The sequence below is a fragment of the Microcystis sp. M061S2 genome (genome assembly GCF_020245605.1).
GTDB lineage: Bacteria > Cyanobacteriota > Cyanobacteriia > Cyanobacteriales > Microcystaceae > Microcystis.
On sequence record NZ_JADBUP010000072.1, the window covers coordinates 1 to 18,510 of the forward strand.

The 18,510-nt window shown below is 42.2% G+C and carries 16 protein-coding genes and 1 pseudogene; 7 read left to right on the plus strand and 10 right to left on the minus strand.

Annotation, left to right across the window (positions count from 1 at the left end; genetic code table 11):
- Window positions 1–377 precede the first annotated feature (377 nt).
- A complete protein-coding gene (locus tag IM475_RS12475; protein ID WP_287727748.1) occupies window positions 378–2,498 on the minus strand; it encodes a serine/threonine-protein kinase in 2,121 nt (706 codons plus the stop codon).
- 208 nt (window positions 2,499–2,706) lie between these two features.
- Between IM475_RS12475 and IM475_RS12480 the strand changes: the two genes are divergently transcribed.
- From IM475_RS12480 to IM475_RS12490, 3 genes are all read left to right on the plus strand, one after another.
- Window positions 2,707–3,375 (plus strand): hypothetical protein, encoded by a 669-nt coding sequence (locus IM475_RS12480; RefSeq protein ID WP_287659125.1) that lies wholly within the window; start codon window positions 2,707–2,709, stop codon window positions 3,373–3,375.
- Between the two features lie 287 nt (window positions 3,376–3,662).
- On the plus strand, window positions 3,663–4,832 hold the full coding sequence (locus tag IM475_RS12485; RefSeq protein ID WP_287727749.1) for an HhoA/HhoB/HtrA family serine endopeptidase: 1,170 nt from the start codon (window positions 3,663–3,665) through the stop codon (window positions 4,830–4,832).
- Window positions 4,833–5,013: 181 nt separating this feature from the next.
- Window positions 5,014–5,829 (plus strand): mechanosensitive ion channel family protein, encoded by an 816-nt coding sequence (locus IM475_RS12490; RefSeq protein ID WP_287659127.1) that lies wholly within the window; start codon window positions 5,014–5,016, stop codon window positions 5,827–5,829.
- Window positions 5,830–6,012: 183 nt separating this feature from the next.
- Here IM475_RS12490 and IM475_RS12495 read toward each other — a convergent pair whose 3' ends face one another.
- Window positions 6,013–7,239: an ISL3 family transposase gene (locus IM475_RS12495; RefSeq protein WP_287659128.1), complete on the minus strand. Its 1,227-nt coding sequence runs from the start codon at window positions 7,237–7,239 to the stop codon at window positions 6,013–6,015.
- 121 nt (window positions 7,240–7,360) lie between these two features.
- Between IM475_RS12495 and IM475_RS12500 the strand changes: the two genes are divergently transcribed.
- Window positions 7,361–7,867 (plus strand): IS630 family transposase, encoded by a 507-nt coding sequence (locus IM475_RS12500; RefSeq protein WP_287727751.1) that lies wholly within the window; start codon window positions 7,361–7,363, stop codon window positions 7,865–7,867.
- Window positions 7,868–7,876: 9 nt separating this feature from the next.
- On the opposite strand, the pseudogene IM475_RS12505 reads toward IM475_RS12500, so the two are convergent.
- The 4 genes and pseudogenes from IM475_RS12505 to IM475_RS12520 all read right to left on the minus strand — a co-directional run.
- Window positions 7,877–8,417, minus strand: a pseudogene (locus IM475_RS12505) (transposase); the annotation flags it as partial.
- Window positions 8,418–8,518: 101 nt separating this feature from the next.
- Window positions 8,519–9,007, minus strand: a complete 489-nt coding sequence (locus tag IM475_RS12510) for a tetratricopeptide repeat protein (protein ID WP_287727752.1) — start codon at window positions 9,005–9,007, stop codon at window positions 8,519–8,521.
- Between the two features lie 24 nt (window positions 9,008–9,031).
- The gene (locus IM475_RS12515; protein ID WP_287727753.1) at window positions 9,032–9,544 is read right to left on the minus strand and encodes a hypothetical protein; all 513 of its coding nucleotides are present in this window, start codon (window positions 9,542–9,544) and stop codon (window positions 9,032–9,034) included.
- A 335-nt stretch (window positions 9,545–9,879) separates the two neighbouring features.
- On the minus strand, window positions 9,880–10,365 hold the full coding sequence (locus IM475_RS12520) for an allophycocyanin subunit alpha-B (RefSeq protein WP_002759464.1): 486 nt from the start codon (window positions 10,363–10,365) through the stop codon (window positions 9,880–9,882).
- 232 nt (window positions 10,366–10,597) lie between these two features.
- On the opposite strand from IM475_RS12520, the gene IM475_RS12525 reads away from it, so the two are divergent.
- Entirely contained in the window at window positions 10,598–11,350 is a 753-nt protein-coding gene (locus IM475_RS12525) for a slipin family protein (protein WP_002745305.1), read from the plus strand.
- Window positions 11,351–11,429: 79 nt separating this feature from the next.
- Here the strand turns inward: IM475_RS12525 and gorA are convergent, their stop codons facing one another.
- Complete coding sequence (gene gorA, locus IM475_RS12530) at window positions 11,430–12,782, minus strand: glutathione-disulfide reductase (RefSeq protein ID WP_287727755.1); 1,353 nt, start codon at window positions 12,780–12,782, stop codon at window positions 11,430–11,432.
- A gap of 174 nt (window positions 12,783–12,956) precedes the next feature.
- Between gorA and dacB the strand changes: the two genes are divergently transcribed.
- The gene (dacB, locus tag IM475_RS12535) at window positions 12,957–14,381 is read left to right on the plus strand and encodes a D-alanyl-D-alanine carboxypeptidase/D-alanyl-D-alanine endopeptidase (RefSeq protein WP_287727757.1); all 1,425 of its coding nucleotides are present in this window, start codon (window positions 12,957–12,959) and stop codon (window positions 14,379–14,381) included.
- Between the two features lie 343 nt (window positions 14,382–14,724).
- Window positions 14,725–16,203 carry a glycogen synthase GlgA gene (glgA, locus tag IM475_RS12540; RefSeq protein ID WP_287727758.1) on the plus strand — a complete coding sequence of 493 codons (1,479 nt, stop codon included), beginning with the start codon at window positions 14,725–14,727 and terminating at the stop codon, window positions 16,201–16,203.
- Between the two features lie 160 nt (window positions 16,204–16,363).
- On the opposite strand, the gene IM475_RS12545 is transcribed toward glgA, so the two are convergent.
- From IM475_RS12545 to trmB, 3 genes are read right to left on the minus strand one after another with little or no spacing between them, the layout of a single operon-like run.
- Window positions 16,364–17,164, minus strand: a complete 801-nt coding sequence (locus IM475_RS12545) for a tetratricopeptide repeat protein (protein WP_287727760.1) — start codon at window positions 17,162–17,164, stop codon at window positions 16,364–16,366.
- Between the two features lie 30 nt (window positions 17,165–17,194).
- On the minus strand, window positions 17,195–17,809 hold the full coding sequence (locus IM475_RS12550; protein WP_502865647.1) for a hypothetical protein: 615 nt from the start codon (window positions 17,807–17,809) through the stop codon (window positions 17,195–17,197).
- A 16-nt stretch (window positions 17,810–17,825) separates the two neighbouring features.
- Entirely contained in the window at window positions 17,826–18,461 is a 636-nt protein-coding gene (gene trmB / locus IM475_RS12555; protein WP_287657617.1) for a tRNA (guanosine(46)-N7)-methyltransferase TrmB, read from the minus strand.
- Between the last annotated feature and the right edge of the window lie 49 nt (window positions 18,462–18,510).

An 18,510-nucleotide genomic window follows, 5' to 3' on the forward strand; every position in this document is an offset into this window, starting at 1 on the left:
AGCAACAACCCCGGACAGCAAAGACTATTTTAGCGTCAGTTTGGCTGTCGGTCAGCTAATCCCCTAAAATTAAAGGAAAGCCTCGCAGGAAAACTAGAGTTATGACTTTTAATATCCGACAATTAGATAATTTAGACTACAATTTAACCGAGGCACCCTGGTCAGTAGAAGAAGTGAGAAATAGAAGATTAAAATTAATTCTAAATCTGGTCGATGGGTAAGAAATAATGGTGATTATAGACGAAACGGGAGACAAAAAGATATGGTGGGAGCTTATTGGCACTTGGGAGAACTGAAAAAACAGTTTTATCAAGGACGGGAATTATTGCCGAGAAATAGCGGTAAAAAGGGATAAAGCTCCAGAAAAAGAGCGGAAGTTAGGGAACCGGTTCCTCCCTATCGACTTTGGGGGTTTGGTTTTGGGGAGATTGCTGAAGTTCTTGCCAGCGAGTTTCTGCCAGTTGTTTTTGTGTTTGCACTTCTCGGTCATTGGAACGATAACGAAGTGATTCTTGATAAGCTTGAATCGCTCGCTCGTATTGACCGAGTTTAAACCAACTATTGCCTAAACTTTTCCAGGTTTCGGGGTTATCTTTTTGTCTTTGAATCGCCTGTTGATAGGCATTTATGGCTTGAGAATTGTCGCCTAAACGATAGCAAGCGTTACCGATACCGATAAAAACTTCGGCTTTTTGGGAAGAAATGCGGCGAGCTTTTTCGTAGGATGCGATCGCTTCTTGAAATCTTTCCAGTTGATGAAGTAATGCCCCTTGATTTAACCAGGCTTGATAATAATTAGAATTGGCTTTAGTTGCTTGAGTAAATGCCTCCAAAGCTTCTGAGTTGCGGCCTAATTTTTGTAGAATAATCCCTTGACTATAGTGAGCTTGGGAAAATTGGGGATTAAATTGTCCAGCTTTGCTATAACTTTCTAAGGCATCATTAATTTTATTTAATTGATACAAACTATTACCTTTTTGATACCAAATTAAGGCATTATCCGATTCGATCGCTAGAGCCTGATCGTAGGCTTTAACTGCCCCTTCATAATCCTCAAGATTTTGTAATGACCAGCCTTTTTTATACCATATTTTGGCATCATTTTTTTGAAAAGTTAACAATTTTTCAAGAGCTTTTTGGGCGGCGGAATATTGTTGCAGTTCTAGATAGATATCGGCTTTACCTTGCCAAGCTTGACTAGCGGCAGGATTAAGAGATAAGACCCGCTCAAAACTTTCTAAAGCCTCCTGATTTTTGCCTAATTTATCTAAAGCTTCCCCGCGACCGAGCCAAGCTTGCCAAGCGGAATCCGGGTTAATTTGAATAGCTTTTTCGTAGGTATTTAAAGCTTCCGAGTATCTTTTTAAAGCTAATAAAGCATCGGCTTGTCCTTGCAATGCCTCAAGATAATCGGGATTAATTTTTAAGGCTTGACCATAGGAATTAAGGGCATCTGTATAACGTTTGAGTTGATAAAAAGTCTGACCTTGTTGATAGTAACTAAGAGAATTACGAGAATTTTGCCAATAATCAAAACCCAGATAAGCACCAGCTATTAAACCAATTGTCCCAGAGACAAACAAGATTTTTGTTAGCCAAGATTTCCCTTGACGAGCAACCCGACCTTGAGGTTTCACATAGGTAGTTTTCGGATCGAGATGATGAATTTTACCTAATTTTCTCAGAGCGATTAATGCTTCACTGGCACTGGTATAACGCTGACGAAAATCATAGCGGATCATCCGATCAATAATATAGCTAAACTCTGGGCTAGTCATGGCCAAATGTTGCCAGAGAATTTCCCCCGTGCGAGAATCCAATGGAATATCTTCGGGAGCTTTACCGGTCAAAGCTTGTAATCCAATAATACCAGTGGCATAGATATCGCTACTAAAACGCGGATAACCTTGGGCCTGTTCACTGGGGAAATAACCGGGGGTACCGATAGCGACCGTAGAAATGGTTTTACCTTCTTTAACTACTTGCGTGCTAATTTGTTTGACAGCACCAAAATCAATTAAAACCAATTGATCATCTTGGCTGCGACGAATAAGATTGAAGGGATTAACATCGCGATGGATCACCTGTTTGTGATGGACAAATTCGAGAATTGAGAGAATTTCTGTTAATAAAGCCACTACTTTCTCTTCATTTTGTCTATAGACACCGGCAGTAATTTCTGTGGCTAAATCTTCCCCTTCAATGTATTCTTGCACGAGGAAAAATTGCCCATTTTCCTCAAAATAAGCAAATAAACGGGGAATATGACGATGAATGCCCAATTCTTGCAGGATTTTCGCCTCGGTTTCAAAGAGTCGTCTAGCGATGGCTACAGTTTCGGCATTCCGGCACTGGGGTTGAAATTGTTTGATCACACAGCGATTTTGATTGGGTAACTGGCGATCGCAGGCCAAGAAAGTCTGTCCGAATCCCCCTTTTCCCAATTGACGGATAATTTGGTAGCGATGACTAAGGATTTTTCCGGCAGCGAGTTCCATAGACGATGGCAATCCGAGGTTTTTTACTATTCTAGGCTTTTCGGCTCTCTTTTGCGGTCGATGGACAAAATGGGGAAATTCCCCTATTCCACTTTTTTCCCTATAGAGAGGGAAAAAATTCCCTGTGGAGGGGACTGACATGACAGGCAAAAAAAAATAATCTAGAAACAGAGAAAGTTCACTGTTGTTTTTTGAGAGGATAACCGCTATGTCTATCAATCCTGTTACTAGAGCCGGCACAGCTTTACTGATTACTCTGCTCATGGGTTCCATGTCCGGTACTTTTCCCGTCCTCGCTCAAAGTAATATTAATCGGCCACGTCTCATCGCCCAACAAATCTCGATTCCGGCCGGAACAGTTATCCCTTTGAATTACGAGAAAGCCGATAAAATTTTAGTTTCTAAAAGTGATGTTATTCCTCTGACTTTAACCGTAGCCAGAGATATTCGTGATCGGAATGGGAGTGTGGTGATTGCAGCGGGAAGTGAAGTCAAGGGTACTTTAGAAGCGGCGGGCCGAGGTGTGCGCTTTATTGCCGATGAAATTGCCCTCGATGGGGGCAATCGCACCATTCCCCTCAATGCTACTTCCCGATTAATTACTACCACTGAAACCGTGCGTAAAGGGGCAAAAACTCAAGATATCTTAGCGGGAACCGTCGCCGGTGCGGGGGCAGCCACAGCGATTGCTGCTCTCACAGGCGATCGCAAGATTGAAGTTCTCGATGTCTTAGCGGGGGCAGCCGTGGGAACCCTTGCAGGATGGGGTTTACCGACGGCGGGAATTGTCGGTGGTAGTTCCGCGCAGTTATACTCTGTTAACCCCGATCGAGATTTAAATATTACCCTGCAATCGCCCCTAGTGATCAAAGATTAGTGAACGGCCAACCATGACCAAATCCGCCAGCAGACGGATTTGGTGTCAACTCATTGGTTAAACTGTTCGTAATTTAAATTGCCTGTTGAGATGAGGCAAGAGGCAAGAGGCAAGAGGCAACAGTAAAGGGATTGGGGGAGATTCGGCTAATCTAAAAATAAGCGATTTAAATACGTCTTAGCTTATTTCCGGATTTAATCGGAGCGATCGATCTGTTAGATTTTTAATAGTCGGTCTGTCAACCGATAGACAGAAACAGTTAAAACATCAGAATCAGAGATCAAAGTATGAAACTTCCTACAGGGTTACGGCGAACTATTACCCACGCTTTGGCAACTTTTCTAGGAGTTATGCTCGGTTTTAGCAGTTTAGCGGCGGTAAATGCTCAAAATCTGCCCAGCACTGCCGCCGACGTGGCCAGAATTTCCCCGGAGATGACGGCGGAAAGTTTTGTCGCTAAGGCAGTGGCCCGCACGGGTGCGGCAGTGGTGCGAATTGACACCGAAGCGATCATTACTCGTTCCAATAGCCCCTTTTTTGATGATCCTTTTTTTCAGGAGTTTTTTGGAGAACAGTTTCGTGTTCCCACCCAGCAGCGAGTGGCGGGCCAGGGATCGGGTTTTATTATCGATGGCAGTGGTTTAATCTTAACTAATGCCCATGTGGTCGATAATGCCGATAAGGTAACGGTAACTTTAAAAGATGGTCGTAGCTTCAAAGGAGAAGTACGCGGTACTGATGAGATCACTGATTTAGCCGTGGTGAAAATTAATCCCCAAGGGGAAAAATTACCTGTAGCCGTCCTCGGCAATTCCTCATCCATACAAGTGGGGGACTGGGCGATCGCAGTAGGCAATCCCGTCGGTCTAGATAATACGGTAACTTTAGGAATTATTAGCACGATCGGGCGCTCGGCGGCTAAGGCGGGTATTCCCGATAAACGCATTGATTTTATCCAAACCGATGCCGCTATTAACCCGGGCAATTCCGGCGGTCCTTTACTCAACGCCCAAGGAGAAGTCATCGGCATCAATACGGCGATTCGTGCCGATGCCATGGGCATCGGTTTTGCCATTCCCATCGACCGGGCCAAGCAGTTACAAGCAACCCTAGAAGCAGGTCAAAAGGTGGCCCATCCCTATATCGGTGTGCAGATGGTTAATCTAACTCCCGATTTAGCCCGGGCTAATAATCAAAACCCCAATTCTCCCATGATCGTGCCGGAAGTGTCGGGAATTTTGGTGGTGAAAGTCCTACCCAATACCCCCGCCGAAAAAGCCGGTATCCGTCGCGGGGATGTGATTGTCAAAGCTAATAATCAACCGGTTAGCGATGGCACTGAGTTACAGGAAATGGTGGAAAAAACCGGGATTGGTCAATCTTTACCCCTAAGAATCAGAAGGAGCGAAAGGGCGATCGATCTCACCGTAATCACCGCCCAAATGTCGAATCAGTAATCAGTTATCAGTTATCAGTTATCAGTTATCAGTTATCAGTTATCAGATGTAAGTTTTCAGTTCACTGAAAATACTCCCCATCACCAAATCGGTTTTTTTCCTTGAGAGCGTTCTCGGTTTTTCCTCTCGCCCCTATAATCTGTGTGTAAATTAGCTTTATTTCTTTGCGAGGATAATAACTATGGATCCTGCTCAAGTTAGCAATCAAATGTACTTTATCAGGAATTTAGCGATCAGCTTCGGGGCGAAATTAATCGGGGCGATCCTACTCTGGTTTATCGGTAAATGGTTGATTAATCTAGCGGTTAATCTGCTCAAAACCAGTTTGGCCAAAGGCAACGTCGATCCTACCATCATTAGATATATCATTTCTTTCATCCTCATTGTCCTGCAAGTTGTCCTGATCGTGGCGATTTTGGGCTTTTTTGGCGTTGAAACCACTTCTTTTGCCGCACTTTTAGCCGCTACTGGTATTGCGATCGGGGCTGCCTGGGGGGGGCTGTTGGCCAATTTTGCCGCCGGGGCTTTTTTAGTTATGTTCCGTCCCTTCAAGGTGGGCGATTTTGTCTCTGCGGGAGGTATAACTGGCACGGTGGAGGAATTGGGTTTATTTGCCACTACTATTAACACTCCTGACAACATTCAAACTGTAGTCGGCAATAACAGCATTTTTTCTGGGAATATTCAAAATTTTTCCGCTAATCCCTATCGTCGTGTGGAGTTGACCGCTCAATTAAGTCACGGGGTAAATGTCCCAGAAGCGATCGCTCTGTTAAAGGATAAAATTAGCCGTATCCCCAATGTTTTGACTGATCCCGCTCCCGATGTGGAAATTTTAGAATTTAATCCCTCCGGACTTCTCTTAGCAGTACGTCCCTATTGCAGTAACGATAACTATTGGCAGGTCTATTTTGACACTAATAAGGTTATCTATGAATCCTTCGGTGAAGCGGGCTATCCTATTCCTGCTACCCACACGGTTTTACACAATCAATAGACCGGGTTAAGCGAAGACCAGTTATCTACAGCTTTTCTGATCAAAATAAAGTATAACCTGATACCAAATCCGTTTTTGTGCGATTAAGTCCCAATCCAAGTTTAAAGACCCACTTCCCACTCCCCACTCTCCTATACTTTTTCAACAGGATTTAGTAGGTTCTTCCGAACTTACCATGTAAAATCAACTAGCAAAATGCCAATTTAATAAACATCTAAGACTAAAGTTTTTAAAGTTTCTAAATCCATAGCCTCTCCTTTTAATCACCTTCAGTTTATTGTTAATTCCTTCCACTGTTCCCTGGGTTGTTCGGTTATCAAAATAGGCAGTTATTTCGTCAATCCACCGCCGAATTGTCTGGCAGCTTTTAGGAAAGTAAGCCATCGCCTTTTTGAGCCAATCACTCAAGGCAAATAATCCCTCATTCCCCTCCGTATTTTTCTCAAATACTTCTCTAAATTCCTCTTTTAATTTGTGCATTTCCCCAAGTTTTGGAGACACTTTATATACTTCTTCCAATTTTTTCCTTTCTTTCTCTACTAAGTCTCCTTCATTCTTTAATAAGGCATATTTGCTCTTGGCTATTCCTGCTAAGATATTTTCTTTATTTTTCTTATTTTTTATCTTAGCTGCCTCTCTTTTTACCTCCTTTCTGGCTTCATCTAGCTCGTTATTTACTTGTTTCATTACAGGGAATCTATCCCCTACTATTTGAGCTTGAGGCATTAGTTTTTCTGCCACATTTTTATACCCTATCCACAGGTCTATACTTACTTCCTCTATTTGGCTCAAAACCTCTTCTCCCCAGTGTTTTAGATATTCTGTTAATGCTTCTTCTGTTCTTTTTTCCACTAAGCCTACAATTTTTCCTGTGTCTATATTTACTAACACAGCATAGTAATTTCCTTTTCCCTTTATCATGGCTATTTCATCTATTCCTAGTTTTTTTAGACCTTGAGGTTTTGCGGTTATTAAGTCTTCTCCTAAGTCTTTGAGCATCGTTTCTATTTCTCCTTCGCTTACTCCATTTCTTTCTGCCGTATTTTTGAGATCACTATTCAGGACTTCGGCCACTATTTTTTTTCTAAATCTGTCTGTGTAGGTTCTTTTCTTCGGCAAATAATTTAGTTCTTCTGTGAATTTTTTCCCACATTTCTCGCATCTCATCTGACGACGATTGATTCTCAGATATAATGCCTGTTCTCCAAAGGGTAAATCTCGGATTGTTAATTCATTGTTTTGATGAACTTTTTCCGTTTTACTTCCACAATGAATGCACTGGCTTTCTCTTGACATATTTTCTAAATGTAAAACAATTCCTATATCGGTAATAATTTGATAATTGGTAACGACAACTCCTTCTAGGTGAAGTAGCTCGGTCATTAACTTTAATTGTGGATTTGATGGCATAAGTATAGCTTGTTTCTAAAATTGCTGGTCTTGGCTGTCTATATTTTAACCAATAAATTGCTGTATTGCAAGCATAGTCAGCTTTTAAAGATAAATTATTGTTTTTATTGGTCAGCAATAATTGTCTGTTTTTTCTTTAATTTTACATGACAAGTTCGGAAGAGCCATAACAATTAAAGGCATAAAGCCTCTCGGTAATTTTCAGTATAATTTTCAATATCTCTGGCTTTATGGTTTAATAGAACCTCGAACAGGTGGCAGCTTTTTCTATGAGTTCTCCCATTTAGATGGCGAATGTTTTAATCAATATTTAACACTTTTTTCCCAAGCTTTTCCTGAGGAATTACATATTATTCAATTAGATAATGCTCCCGCACATACTGCGACCGACCTAGAAATCCCTGATAATATTATCCTATTTTATCAACCTCCCTATTGTCCAGAAGTAAATCCCATTGAGAGAGTTTGGCTATATTTGAAAAACTTGTTGGCATGGAGCAATTTTAACTCCCTTGATAACTTAAGAAGTAAACTTTACCATCTTTTAAATTCTCTATCTAATGATACGATTGGATATTTGACAGGATGGTCTGGGATTTTAGAATCTCTATGTCTGTCAGGACTTTAGAAAAATGGTATAACCTCGGTCAGCAAAAACTTGGCCAAACAGGGATTGTAGCAATTTGTTCACGGGTTTACGGTCTTCCACATTGCCGGGGGTAAGGTGAACGTTGAGCAATTCCCCCTCCTCGTTAACCACTAAATGCAGTTTCAAGCCAAAAAACCAGTCTACAGAGGTTTTTCCCCGTGCCGCTAAATTGTCAAACACCCGATGACTACTGATGCGGCGATTATGGCAGACCTGAATTTTGGTGGCATCGACAAACCTAATCCCCGTGCAACGACCAAAACAATGCTTCCAGTAAACGCACAAGGGGATGAGAGTCGAGGGTGTCCAGTCGCCAGTGGACACAAACAGGGTCGAGGTAGAAATGTTGAAAATTACGGTAGTGGTTTTGATGGAAAGCGATCAAGATGGTGATAATTTCGCTTCAAGTCGAGATTTTGCCACGTTTACGAGCTTTATTATCGGGCTAAAGCCTTGTCTGTTCTAATTTAGGTTCAAATACACGGCATCCGTCGTCGACAGGACAGAAAAGAGCTTCTAGACTAGACATAGATGGGTTGGGGGTGCTGAGTTTATATATTTTTCAGCTTACTAGCCCCCGCCTTTTCTTTCCACCCTTATCCCGAACTGACGTTTTTCAGGTTATGGGGTTTACTGTTTGGAAGCTGCCGCAATCGCTTGATTTAAGCGAGTTAATTCTTCCTTAAACTTCGGTTCTTGGGGATAGTTTTTGACTAATTTTTCTAGGATACTTTTGGCTCCAGAAACGTCTTGAGTTTGTAATCTTGTTCCATAAAGAACCAGCATAACTTCCAGATTGTTGGGATATTTTTGATATAACTTTTCTAAAGGTTCTCTAGCTCCGATAAAATCTTTTAACTGTAGGCGAGCTTGGGCCAGTCCTTGCAAAGCAGTGGGGTTATCTGGTTCACGTTCAAGAATTTTCTCGTAACCTTTGACCATTTCTTCTAATTTTTCGGGGGGAATAGTTGCCTCTTGCCCTGGTTGATTGCTTTGAGGGGAATTAGAATTATTATTTTTCAATAAACCTAAAGTTGGCACCACCATTAAAGCCAGAAATACTAAACCAGAGGAAACAATTAAGACTCGTTTGAGCGTATCGTTATTTTTTTTGGGCATACTTTTTAAAGATTAGAGATAAGATTAATCGGTAGTAACTCGATGAAATTCGTGACCCCAAAGATTATAAGCCCAAATTCCCAAGCCAAAACTACCTAAGCAGAGGATGGTGAGCATCAGGAAAACTTGCCACCTATTGTAACCTGCTTCCTGAAGTTCTAGACGACCAAGGATAGTGGCGGCTAAGAGGATTAAAACTCGACTAAATACCGCCCACTTGTGGAAGATAAAGACTACCGCCAAAGACCAGCCGAGAATTGATAATACAGCACTAATATCGTTTTTAAACCAACTGCGGAAAAATACCGGCATTAAGTGACTAAACAGGGTTAATCCTAGGGCAATTGAGAGGATAACCCCTACCGCTAGGATATAGATGATGATTTCTAGCCATTCGCTAGTGAGAGTCCAATTCATCTCATCACCGCGGGCAAGCAACCAATCACTCCATGATAAATGCTCATGGGCGATCGACCAGCCAAACACCCCATAGACCGATGGAATCAGAAAAGTAAGTAGTATAATGCGCCAAAACATAATCAGTTATCAGTTATCAGTTATCAGTTATCAGTTATCAGATGTAAGTTTTAAGTTATAGCGTTTCCTGTTCGCAAGCGGTACATTATCGATGTTGAAAAGCTTAATCAGCAAAGGTTTAACTGTGCCACACGGGTGTGAGAAACGCTATAATTAGTTAGTTATTTATTTATCTTCATCTTTATCCCTGATTACTGTTTACTGATTACTGATCACTGATTACTGGACGGCTACGCCGTGCCTTTGGCAACACTGAAAAAAGCCAAGCCTGAACCCTGAAAGAGACGAAAATTGCCCCTTTTCAGACTTCAGGCCTTTGGGATTGTCCCGATCGCTTAGGACATATACTGGATGATAAAGTCGAAGTAGGGGGCTGCTTCCACGGCATCCTCTTGAGTCAAAAGACCTAAAGCGGCCTCTTTGAGACAACGAATCGCCTCCACCATGCCGGGGACGGGAACATTAAGAGAGTTATACATCTCTTTGACCCCGATCAGGCCGGTTTGTTCGATCGGTCCCTTATCTCCGGCTAATACCCCATAGGTAACTAGACGGAGATACCAACCATAATCGCGCAAGCATTGATTATATTGACGCTGACCGTAGGCATTACCCCCCGGCGCTCTATAATCGGGACGTTTCTTGAACAGTTGTTTTTGAGCCTGATCGACGATTTTTTTCTCATTGTCAGCGAGAGTTTCGGCAATGCGAATTCTCTGCTCACCGGTTTTTAAAAATTGCCCGATACCCTGTAGTTCACCACTACTAGGATAACGAAGTTCGTCGTCGGCTTTGAGGATGACTTGGCTAACTACGCTCATAATATCAAGGTAAATTCTGATAACATTCTGTAGTTTATCTCAGGTCGGGGTCTGGAAGTCGAGTCATCGCTGCTGGTTGGGCAATTCCTAAAAATTGTAATATTTCGTTATGAGTTTCCCCGACAGCCCGGTTACTCTCTAGAATGAATGTATTAGTGGTCAGGAGCGAGGAGATGGCAATTGAGATGTCACCGCACACCGATTAACTTGAATCCGATAACTGGTAATTAATATGGAATTTTTAGCACCCTTGCTATTGATAGCTGGCATTCTGGGGTTAAATGGCTTTAAAATTGATCGAGAATACCAGCGTGGTGTTATCTTTCGCCTAGGGCGTTATCAAGACACCAAAGGCCCCGGACTGTACTGGATCATTCCCCTAGTTGACCAAAAAATGCAGCTGGATATTCGCACCAAAACCGTCGATATCGCCCCGCAAGAAACTGTCACCGCCGATAATGTCACAATTAAGGTTAATGCGGTTCTCTACTATCGCATTATCGATCCTAGCAAAGCGATTAATAAAGTCGAATCCTATCCTGCGGCCGTTTACCAAGCGGCCATGACCACTTTAAGAAATGTAGTTGGTCAAAATCATCTCGATGATGTCTTGCAAAAACGAGACAAAATTAATCAAGCGGTTCAACAAATTGTCGATGAAATTAGCGAACCCTGGGGCATTGATATCGAACGGGTGGAGATGAAAGATGTGGAAATTCCCACCGGTATGCAGCGAGCTATGGCCAAGGAAGCGGAAGCATTGCGAGAAAAACGGGCCCGTTTGATTAAAGCTGCCGCAGAACAGGAAGCTTCGCTAAAATTAGCGGAAGCTTCCCGATTAATCATGGAAAATCCCGCCGCTTTGGAATTACGCCGCCTACAAATGTTAACGGAAATTGGAGCGGAAAATAACACCAGTACCGTGATTATGCTTCCCTCCGATATCTTAAATCTCGCTCAAAAATTAACTGAAAAAAAATCATAAAATGGCTCAGTTGTCAATAGCCAAAAGGGTTAATTTTCTCTGGTGTGTTAGGTTGGTTTAACACACCTAAAATTGTTAATTAACGCATGGTGACGAATTCCTCGGCAGCACTGGGATGAATGCCGACAGTGGCATCAAAATCGGCTTTTGTCGCCCCCATTTTTACGGCAATGGCTACTCCTTGAATAATTTCAGCGGCGTGATCTCCCACCATGTGCGCCCCAAGAATTTTACCACTTTCCTGATGGACAACTAATTTCATCAAAGTTTTGTCCTCTCGGCCTGGTAAAACATTGTAACCGGGGCGGAATTTAGACCGATAAACTTTAATCTCCGTGTCACCATATTGGTTTTTTGCTTGCAATTCTGTTAATCCCACCGTCGCCGCTTCAGGAGTAGAAAATACTGCCGAAGGAACGTTTTCATAACTCATTAACCGGGGTTTATTACCAAAGACTGTATCGGCAAAAGCTCGCCCCTCATTAATCGCCACGGGAGTTAAATTAATTTTATCGGTACAATCGCCCACGGCATAGATATTATCTTCACTGGTTTGGCTATACTCGTTGACGACAATTGCCCCTTTTTTTACCTCGACATTGACATTCTCTAAGCCCAATTTTTCCAGCTTAGGGATTCTTCCAGTAGCGGCTAATCCTAGGGCATCAACAAAGAGCATTTCTGAGGTTTCTTTCCCCTGAATATGTACTTTTAAACCCTCATCATTTTTCTCGATCGAAGTGGGGAAAGTTTCGGGCATAATTTTAATTCCCTGACGGATCATTTCTGCTTGAATCTCATCGCGTATATCCTCATCAAACCCTCTTAAAATCTTGTCTTTACGGATTAACTGCACTACTTCTGTCCCTAATCCGTGCATAATACCGGCAAATTCTACCCCAATATATCCTGCCCCTAAAACTATAATTCTTTTTGGTTGTTCTGGCAGTTGAAACATAGCATCAGAAACTACCGTATGTTCGATCCCCGGAATATCGGGTTTAACCGGATGTCCCCCCACGGCAATTAAAATTTTATCGGCAGTAATTTTCTCCTCTCCCACCTCTAGGGTATGGGTATCAAGAAACTTGGCATAATTAGGAAAAAGCGTCACTTGAGAATTATCGAGCATCTTTTGATAAATGCCATTTAAACGGATAGTTTCCTGATTAAGCGCGCTAATTAATTTTTGCCAATTTAACTGACTCTCTACCGGACTCCAACCGTAACCTTCCGCATCCTTAAATAGTTGCGGAAAACGACTAGAATAAACCATTAATTTTTTAGGAATACAACCGCGATTAACACAGGTTCCTCCTAAACGATCATATTCTGCTAATCCCACTTTTGCCCCGTATTCGGCAGCCCGTCTAGCGGTGGCAATACCCCCAGAACCACCACCAATCACGAATAAATCAAAATCATAACTCATAAAAATATCCTCGCAAATAAATAGAAATTTGACGGAATCAAAAAACTTTCAGGGCAAAAAGGAGAGCGAATATCTCGGATCAATCCCTAACTGAATCTATCGAGTAACTAGCAGAATATGGTCACTAATGCTGCTAAATTAGAGTCAATTTACTTACTGCCAAGACTTAATTCTATGCTAACACGCCGCTCGAAATTATCTTTTCTCTTGGGGACTTGTTCCCTATTTCTCTGGGTAAACCATCCCGTCACCCTCGCAAACCCCATCAGTCAAGACAATTCCCCCCCTTCCCAGTTTATCTGTCCAGCAGACTTAGCCACCAGGATCGATCGCATTTTGGCCCGCCCCGATTATCAAGGCGCTTATTGGGGAATTTTAGTAAAATCCCTTAATTCTCAGGAAAATCTCTATAGTCTCCACGAAAATAACTTTTTTACTCCCGCTTCTACTGCGAAATTATTAACCACTGCCGCCGCTTTCAGCAAATTTAACCGCGATTATCGTCTGAAAACCCCCATTTTAGCCCAAGGCAACCCCCCCGATTTAGAAACTTTAACCTTAGTCGGGAGGGGAGATGCCACCATAACCACAGAAAAGTTAGAAAAATTAGCAGAAAAGTTAAAAGCAAGGGGAATTAACTCAATTTCTCGTTTAATTGTCGTTGCTAGTCCTTTTGTCGTCTCCGATAGTCAAAAAACCTGGGAATGGGAAGATGTCTTTTTTGACTATGCTGTACCCGCTTCTAGCTTGGTTTTAAACGAAAATTCCGTCAATTTAAGGCTTTTACCGCGACAATTGGGGCAAAGCTTAGATTTACAATGGTCTGATCCCATTGCCGCTAAACAATGGCTAATTGAGAATCAAACCAGCACCGCAGCGCAAGGAACCCCGAATACTTTGGCAATTAAGGGCAATTTAGCCAGTAATCGCCTGATTATCACCGGTTCTCTGGCAATCGATAGTCAAGATGATTTTAATTTAGCTATTCCCCAACCCTCGGAGTATTTCCTTGATCGCTGGCGTAATATCCTTGAAAAAGCGGGAATTACCGTTAAAACCGCCGAAATTAGCTCAGAAATTCGCGGCGATGAAATCACCAATTTAGAATCAGAACCCCTAGCATATTTGGTGGAAAAAGTCAATAAAAATAGCGATAATTTACTAGCCGAAACCCTACTACAAATGCTCGGCGGTGTCTCGGGATTGCAAGAAACTTTAACAAAACTGGGAATTAACAGCGATAGTTATAAAATCGGCGATGGTTCGGGGCTATCACGACAAAACCTAATTAAACCCAATACTTTAGGTCAAATTTTACAACTAATGGCAGAAAACCCTGATTATCGTCGTTCTTTAGCCATTGGCGGCATTGATGGCACTTTAACCAATAGATTTCGCCAGACTCCCCTAGAAGGACGATTACAGGCAAAAACCGGGACTTTAACCGGAGTTATCGCCCTTGCGGGTTATCTAGCAACCGCCGACAATCAACCCCTAATCTTTAGCATAACCGTCAATAACAGCGATAAACCCGCCACCACCCTCAGAAACGGCATCGATGAGGTGATTTTGCTACTAGGACAGTTAAAACGCTGTTAATCTTTAGGAGATAGGGAGATAGGGAGATAGGGATTTAGGGAAATTTCAGCTAAATTCCCCACTACCCCACTTCCCCAACACCCCACTCCCCCAACACCCCACTCCCCAATTCATAATTCATAATTCATAATTCCCACTTCCCTCCCCCCAACACCCCCAACACCCCACTCCCCAACACCCCACTCCCCACTCCCCAATTCATAATTCATAATTCATAATTCATAATTCCCACTTCCCCAACCCGCAACTAATTTGATCGAGCCATTTAATCACAGAAGACTGTATACTTTTGTAAAAATTGCTTCTAGCTGACCTGTAGATTAATCGACGGAGTTATTGATATATGTATATAGTTCAGGTTGCCTCTGAGTGCGCCCCGGTGATTAAAGCCGGGGGATTGGGGGATGTGGTATATGGATTGAGTCGAGAATTAGAAATTCGCGGTCATTGCGTGGAGCTAATCCTACCCATGTATGATTGTATGCGCTACGACCAAATTTGGGGCTTACACGAGGCTTATCGCGACCTGTGGGTGCCTTGGTACGGTGGCGCAATTCACTGTAACGTTTTTTGTGGTTGGGTACACGGGCGCTTGTGTTTCTTTATTCAACCCAATTCGGGGGATAATTTCTTTAATCGCGGTACTTACTACGGTTGTAAGGATGATAATATGCGTTTTGCCTTCTTCTCTAAAGCCGCTTTAGAATTTTTGCTCAGAAGTAATAAACGTCCCGATATAATTCATTGTCACGACTGGCAAACGGGTTTAATTCCGCCCTTACTTTTTGAAATTTATAAATATCATGGTATGGGCAATCAGCGCGTTCTTTACACCATCCATAACTTTAAACATCAAGGATTTGGAGGTGCAGAAATTCTCTGGGCAACAGGATTGAATAACGATACTTACTACTTTAGCTATGCCCGACTGCGCGATAACTTCAATCCTTTTGTGATTAATTTTATGAAAGGTGGAATCGTTTTTGCCAACTATTTCAATACCGTCTCACCTCACCATGCTTGGGAAGCACACCACACCGATGTTAGTTACGGTTTAGGCCATACAATTCACCAGCATCAACACAAATTTACTGGCATTCTCAACGGTTTAGATTACAATATCTGGAACCCGGAAGTGGATAAATTTATTGCTGCACCCTACGGTATTGATAACTTCTCCGAGAAGGCACGCAATAAGAAGGCACTGCGAGAAAGACTCTGGTTAAGAGATGAACCAGAAAAACCCTTAATTTGTTATGTCGGTCGTTTAGATGACCAAAAAGGCGTACATTTAGTTCATCATGCCATGTATTATGCCTTAGCTCGCGGGGCGCAATTTGTCCTACTAGGTTCCGCCACCGAATCGTTAATTAATAACTGGTTCTGGCATGAGAAAAATCACCTAAATAATAACCCTGATGTTCATATTGAATTGGGCTTTAATGAGGAATTATCTCACCTCATTTATGCGGGGGCTGATATGATTGTAGTTCCCAGTAATTTTGAACCCTGCGGACTGACACAAGTAATCGGCTTAAAATACGGAACCGTTCCCATCGTCCGGGGAGTTGGTGGTTTGGTTAATACGGTTTTTGATCGCGATTATGATACCTATCACCAACCGGAAGAACGCAATGGTTTTGTCTTTTTTGATCCCGATAATAATGCCCTTGAATCAGCCATGTCCCGGGCATTAGAATTATGGTACACTCAACCAGAAGAATTCCAAAAATTAGCGATTCAAGGCATGGAATGCGATTACTCTTGGAATCGCCCCGGGGAAGAATACGTTGCCCTCTATGAAATGATTCGCCACAAATAAACTGCATCTTGTCTCTAGCAATTCCCTGGCAGTTGTCAACAGAAATTCGAGGAATAGATTTGTTGAAATTTCCGGGGGAATTGCTTTAGTTTTGACCGACTCCTGACTCCTGATGACCGACTCCTAACCCCACCAACAAACTTTTTGCCGCAAACCCTACCTAGTAGAGCAGAAATGTTAACTTTGCTTGGTATTCTTGGGTGAGGGGATGACTAACTCCCAAAATCTGAAATATGGCTAACATGGCTTTTCTTGCCCCATCCTGACGATATTTTCTGCTTTCTTCCACCAGGCTGATCAGTTTATCTAAAGCGGCGGCATAATCTTCTTTTAATGCGAAATTAATCCCAGTAAAAAATATCTGATCGAGGGGATTATTTTCGTGGTTTAATTGTTGAAATTCTAGGAGAGTTTTCCAACCTTTGATCGGGGGATTTTCTTCTTTAATAGCACGGATTAATCGGTAAGCGTCAGACCATTTTTCTAGACGCATGAGAAATTTTACCGCCATAATAACTAATCGCGGTTCGTTGGGATATTTAGGGAAAAGACGATCGAATAATTGTTTAGCTGCGGGCAAATTATCGAGGGCGATCGCTTCTTGGATTTCTGCTAATCCTGTTTCTAATTCCGATTGTAAATCGAGACGGGAAAATAAGTCTCTAATTTGTTCTTCTGGCAAAGCACCGACAAAACAGGGTAACACTTCTCCCTTGCTGACAATTCGCACATCGGGAACTCCTTCTACATCGTATTGTTCGGCTAATTCGGGACTTTTATCTATATCTATTTTTGCCAGGATAAAATTATATTCACTTGCCAGTTTTTCCAGCATCGGTTTTACCAATTTACAGGGTCCACACCAGAGGGCATAAAAGTCTAAAATCACTGTATTTAGATAGGATTTTTCGATCACTTCACTGTCAAAATTTGTCCCATCTACCTCGATAGAATATCCCATTTATTTCTCCTCTAATAACTTATTTTTCAGCTAGTTTTTCCCACTTATCTCTTTTACCCAAAGGGCTAATCCTCCCCCTCGTCCCCGGGCTGCCATCATTGTTTCTGTGATCAGAAAATAGGCAAAAAATGCCTGTTTTTTGATACTTTCCTGATAAAAATTTGCTTCACTTACCTGGCCATTTCTAATAAAACCTGAATAGAGAGAGCGATTAAATAGGGTTAGGTTGATCCGGGTAAAATCAAAGGCGAGAAGACGGGTTTTAGGAAAAAACTTAACCGGACCGCTTACAGATAGTTTTACTGCCCCTAAAACTATCTGATTGCTGACGGTTCCAGAGATAAATTCTCCCGGTTCTAAACTCTCATTTCTTTGGTAAGAGATGGTAATTTTTAACCAGGATGGTAGATAGCGGCCTTTGCCTAAAACAATTCCCGCTCTCTTTTTAGCTTTTTGAGTTCCCGTGATAAAGTATAATCGCCAAGTACCGATCAAAGCCTCAAAAGTAAGATTTTCTTTAGTTTTTTTATTGTTTTTTTCTGTTGCTAAGAGAAATTCCAGCAATTGAGAGACAGGGGGGCGATTATTGTCCTCAAGTATTAGGGGTGAGTCGAGATTTCTAACCATGATTTCAGACAGTGCCAAGATATTTTAGCTGAAGCTACCGAACTCGAAAAAGTGATCGATAAACCGGTTGACCCTTATTATAAGTGGACTTTTCCCTCTCCGTCGCTACGGGGAAAATATTTTCCGCTAACCAGGGGGTTTGATGTTGCCGAACAAAATGGGGATGTGCTTGAAATCTCTCGGTCATTTCCAGGGCGATCGATTCCACATCCGACTGTAAAAAAACCCAGCCCCCAGCTACCATATACTTAGCCAAAGCTATTACTAATTCTGGCTGCACAACCCGACGCTTACTGTGACGCTGTTTAAACCAAGGATCAGGAAATTGAATCGACACCCAAAATAACTTATCTGCGGGCAAAGATTGCAGTAAAATTTCTGGGGCAACGTTCATATTGCCAAAAACAAAAGCGAGATTACTTAATCCTAACCTTTCCCGTTCCTGATTCGCTTCAATTACCAAAGGTTGACGAATTTCAATCCCCAAAAAATTAATTTCTGGCTCTACTTGGGCCATTTGTAACAAAAATTTACCCCGCGCACAACCAATGTCAAGATGGAGAGGTTGCGTCATATCCTGATAAACTTGATTCCAATCGGGGGGAGCGATCGGATGGCGATATTTATGACTTAAGGGATTGACGTGCTGACGAACGCGAACTTTAGCCAAAGATATTTTCTCCTCTATTTCTCCTCGATCGATCTAGTTTACCGATATT

Bases quoted from the DNA above. Each gene is read 5' to 3' on its own strand.
- IM475_RS12475 (WP_287727748.1), bottom strand. From the start codon at position 2,498: ATGGAACTCGCTGCCGGAAAAATCCTTAGTCATCGCTACCAAATTATC.
- IM475_RS12480 (WP_287659125.1), top strand. From the start codon at position 2,707: ATGTCTATCAATCCTGTTACTAGAGCCGGCACAGCTTTACTGATTACT.
- IM475_RS12485 (WP_287727749.1), top strand. From the start codon at position 3,663: ATGAAACTTCCTACAGGGTTACGGCGAACTATTACCCACGCTTTGGCA.
- IM475_RS12490 (WP_287659127.1), top strand. From the start codon at position 5,014: ATGGATCCTGCTCAAGTTAGCAATCAAATGTACTTTATCAGGAATTTA.
- IM475_RS12495 (WP_287659128.1), bottom strand. From the start codon at position 7,239: ATGCCATCAAATCCACAATTAAAGTTAATGACCGAGCTACTTCACCTA.
- IM475_RS12510 (WP_287727752.1), bottom strand. From the start codon at position 9,007: ATGCCCAAAAAAAATAACGATACGCTCAAACGAGTCTTAATTGTTTCC.
- IM475_RS12515 (WP_287727753.1), bottom strand. From the start codon at position 9,544: ATGTTTTGGCGCATTATACTACTTACTTTTCTGATTCCATCGGTCTAT.
- IM475_RS12520 (WP_002759464.1), bottom strand. From the start codon at position 10,365: ATGAGCGTAGTTAGCCAAGTCATCCTCAAAGCCGACGACGAACTTCGT.
- IM475_RS12525 (WP_002745305.1), top strand. From the start codon at position 10,598: ATGGAATTTTTAGCACCCTTGCTATTGATAGCTGGCATTCTGGGGTTA.
- gorA (WP_287727755.1), bottom strand. From the start codon at position 12,782: ATGAGTTATGATTTTGATTTATTCGTGATTGGTGGTGGTTCTGGGGGT.
- dacB (WP_287727757.1), top strand. From the start codon at position 12,957: ATGCTAACACGCCGCTCGAAATTATCTTTTCTCTTGGGGACTTGTTCC.
- glgA (WP_287727758.1), top strand. From the start codon at position 14,725: ATGTATATAGTTCAGGTTGCCTCTGAGTGCGCCCCGGTGATTAAAGCC.
- IM475_RS12545 (WP_287727760.1), bottom strand. From the start codon at position 17,164: ATGGGATATTCTATCGAGGTAGATGGGACAAATTTTGACAGTGAAGTG.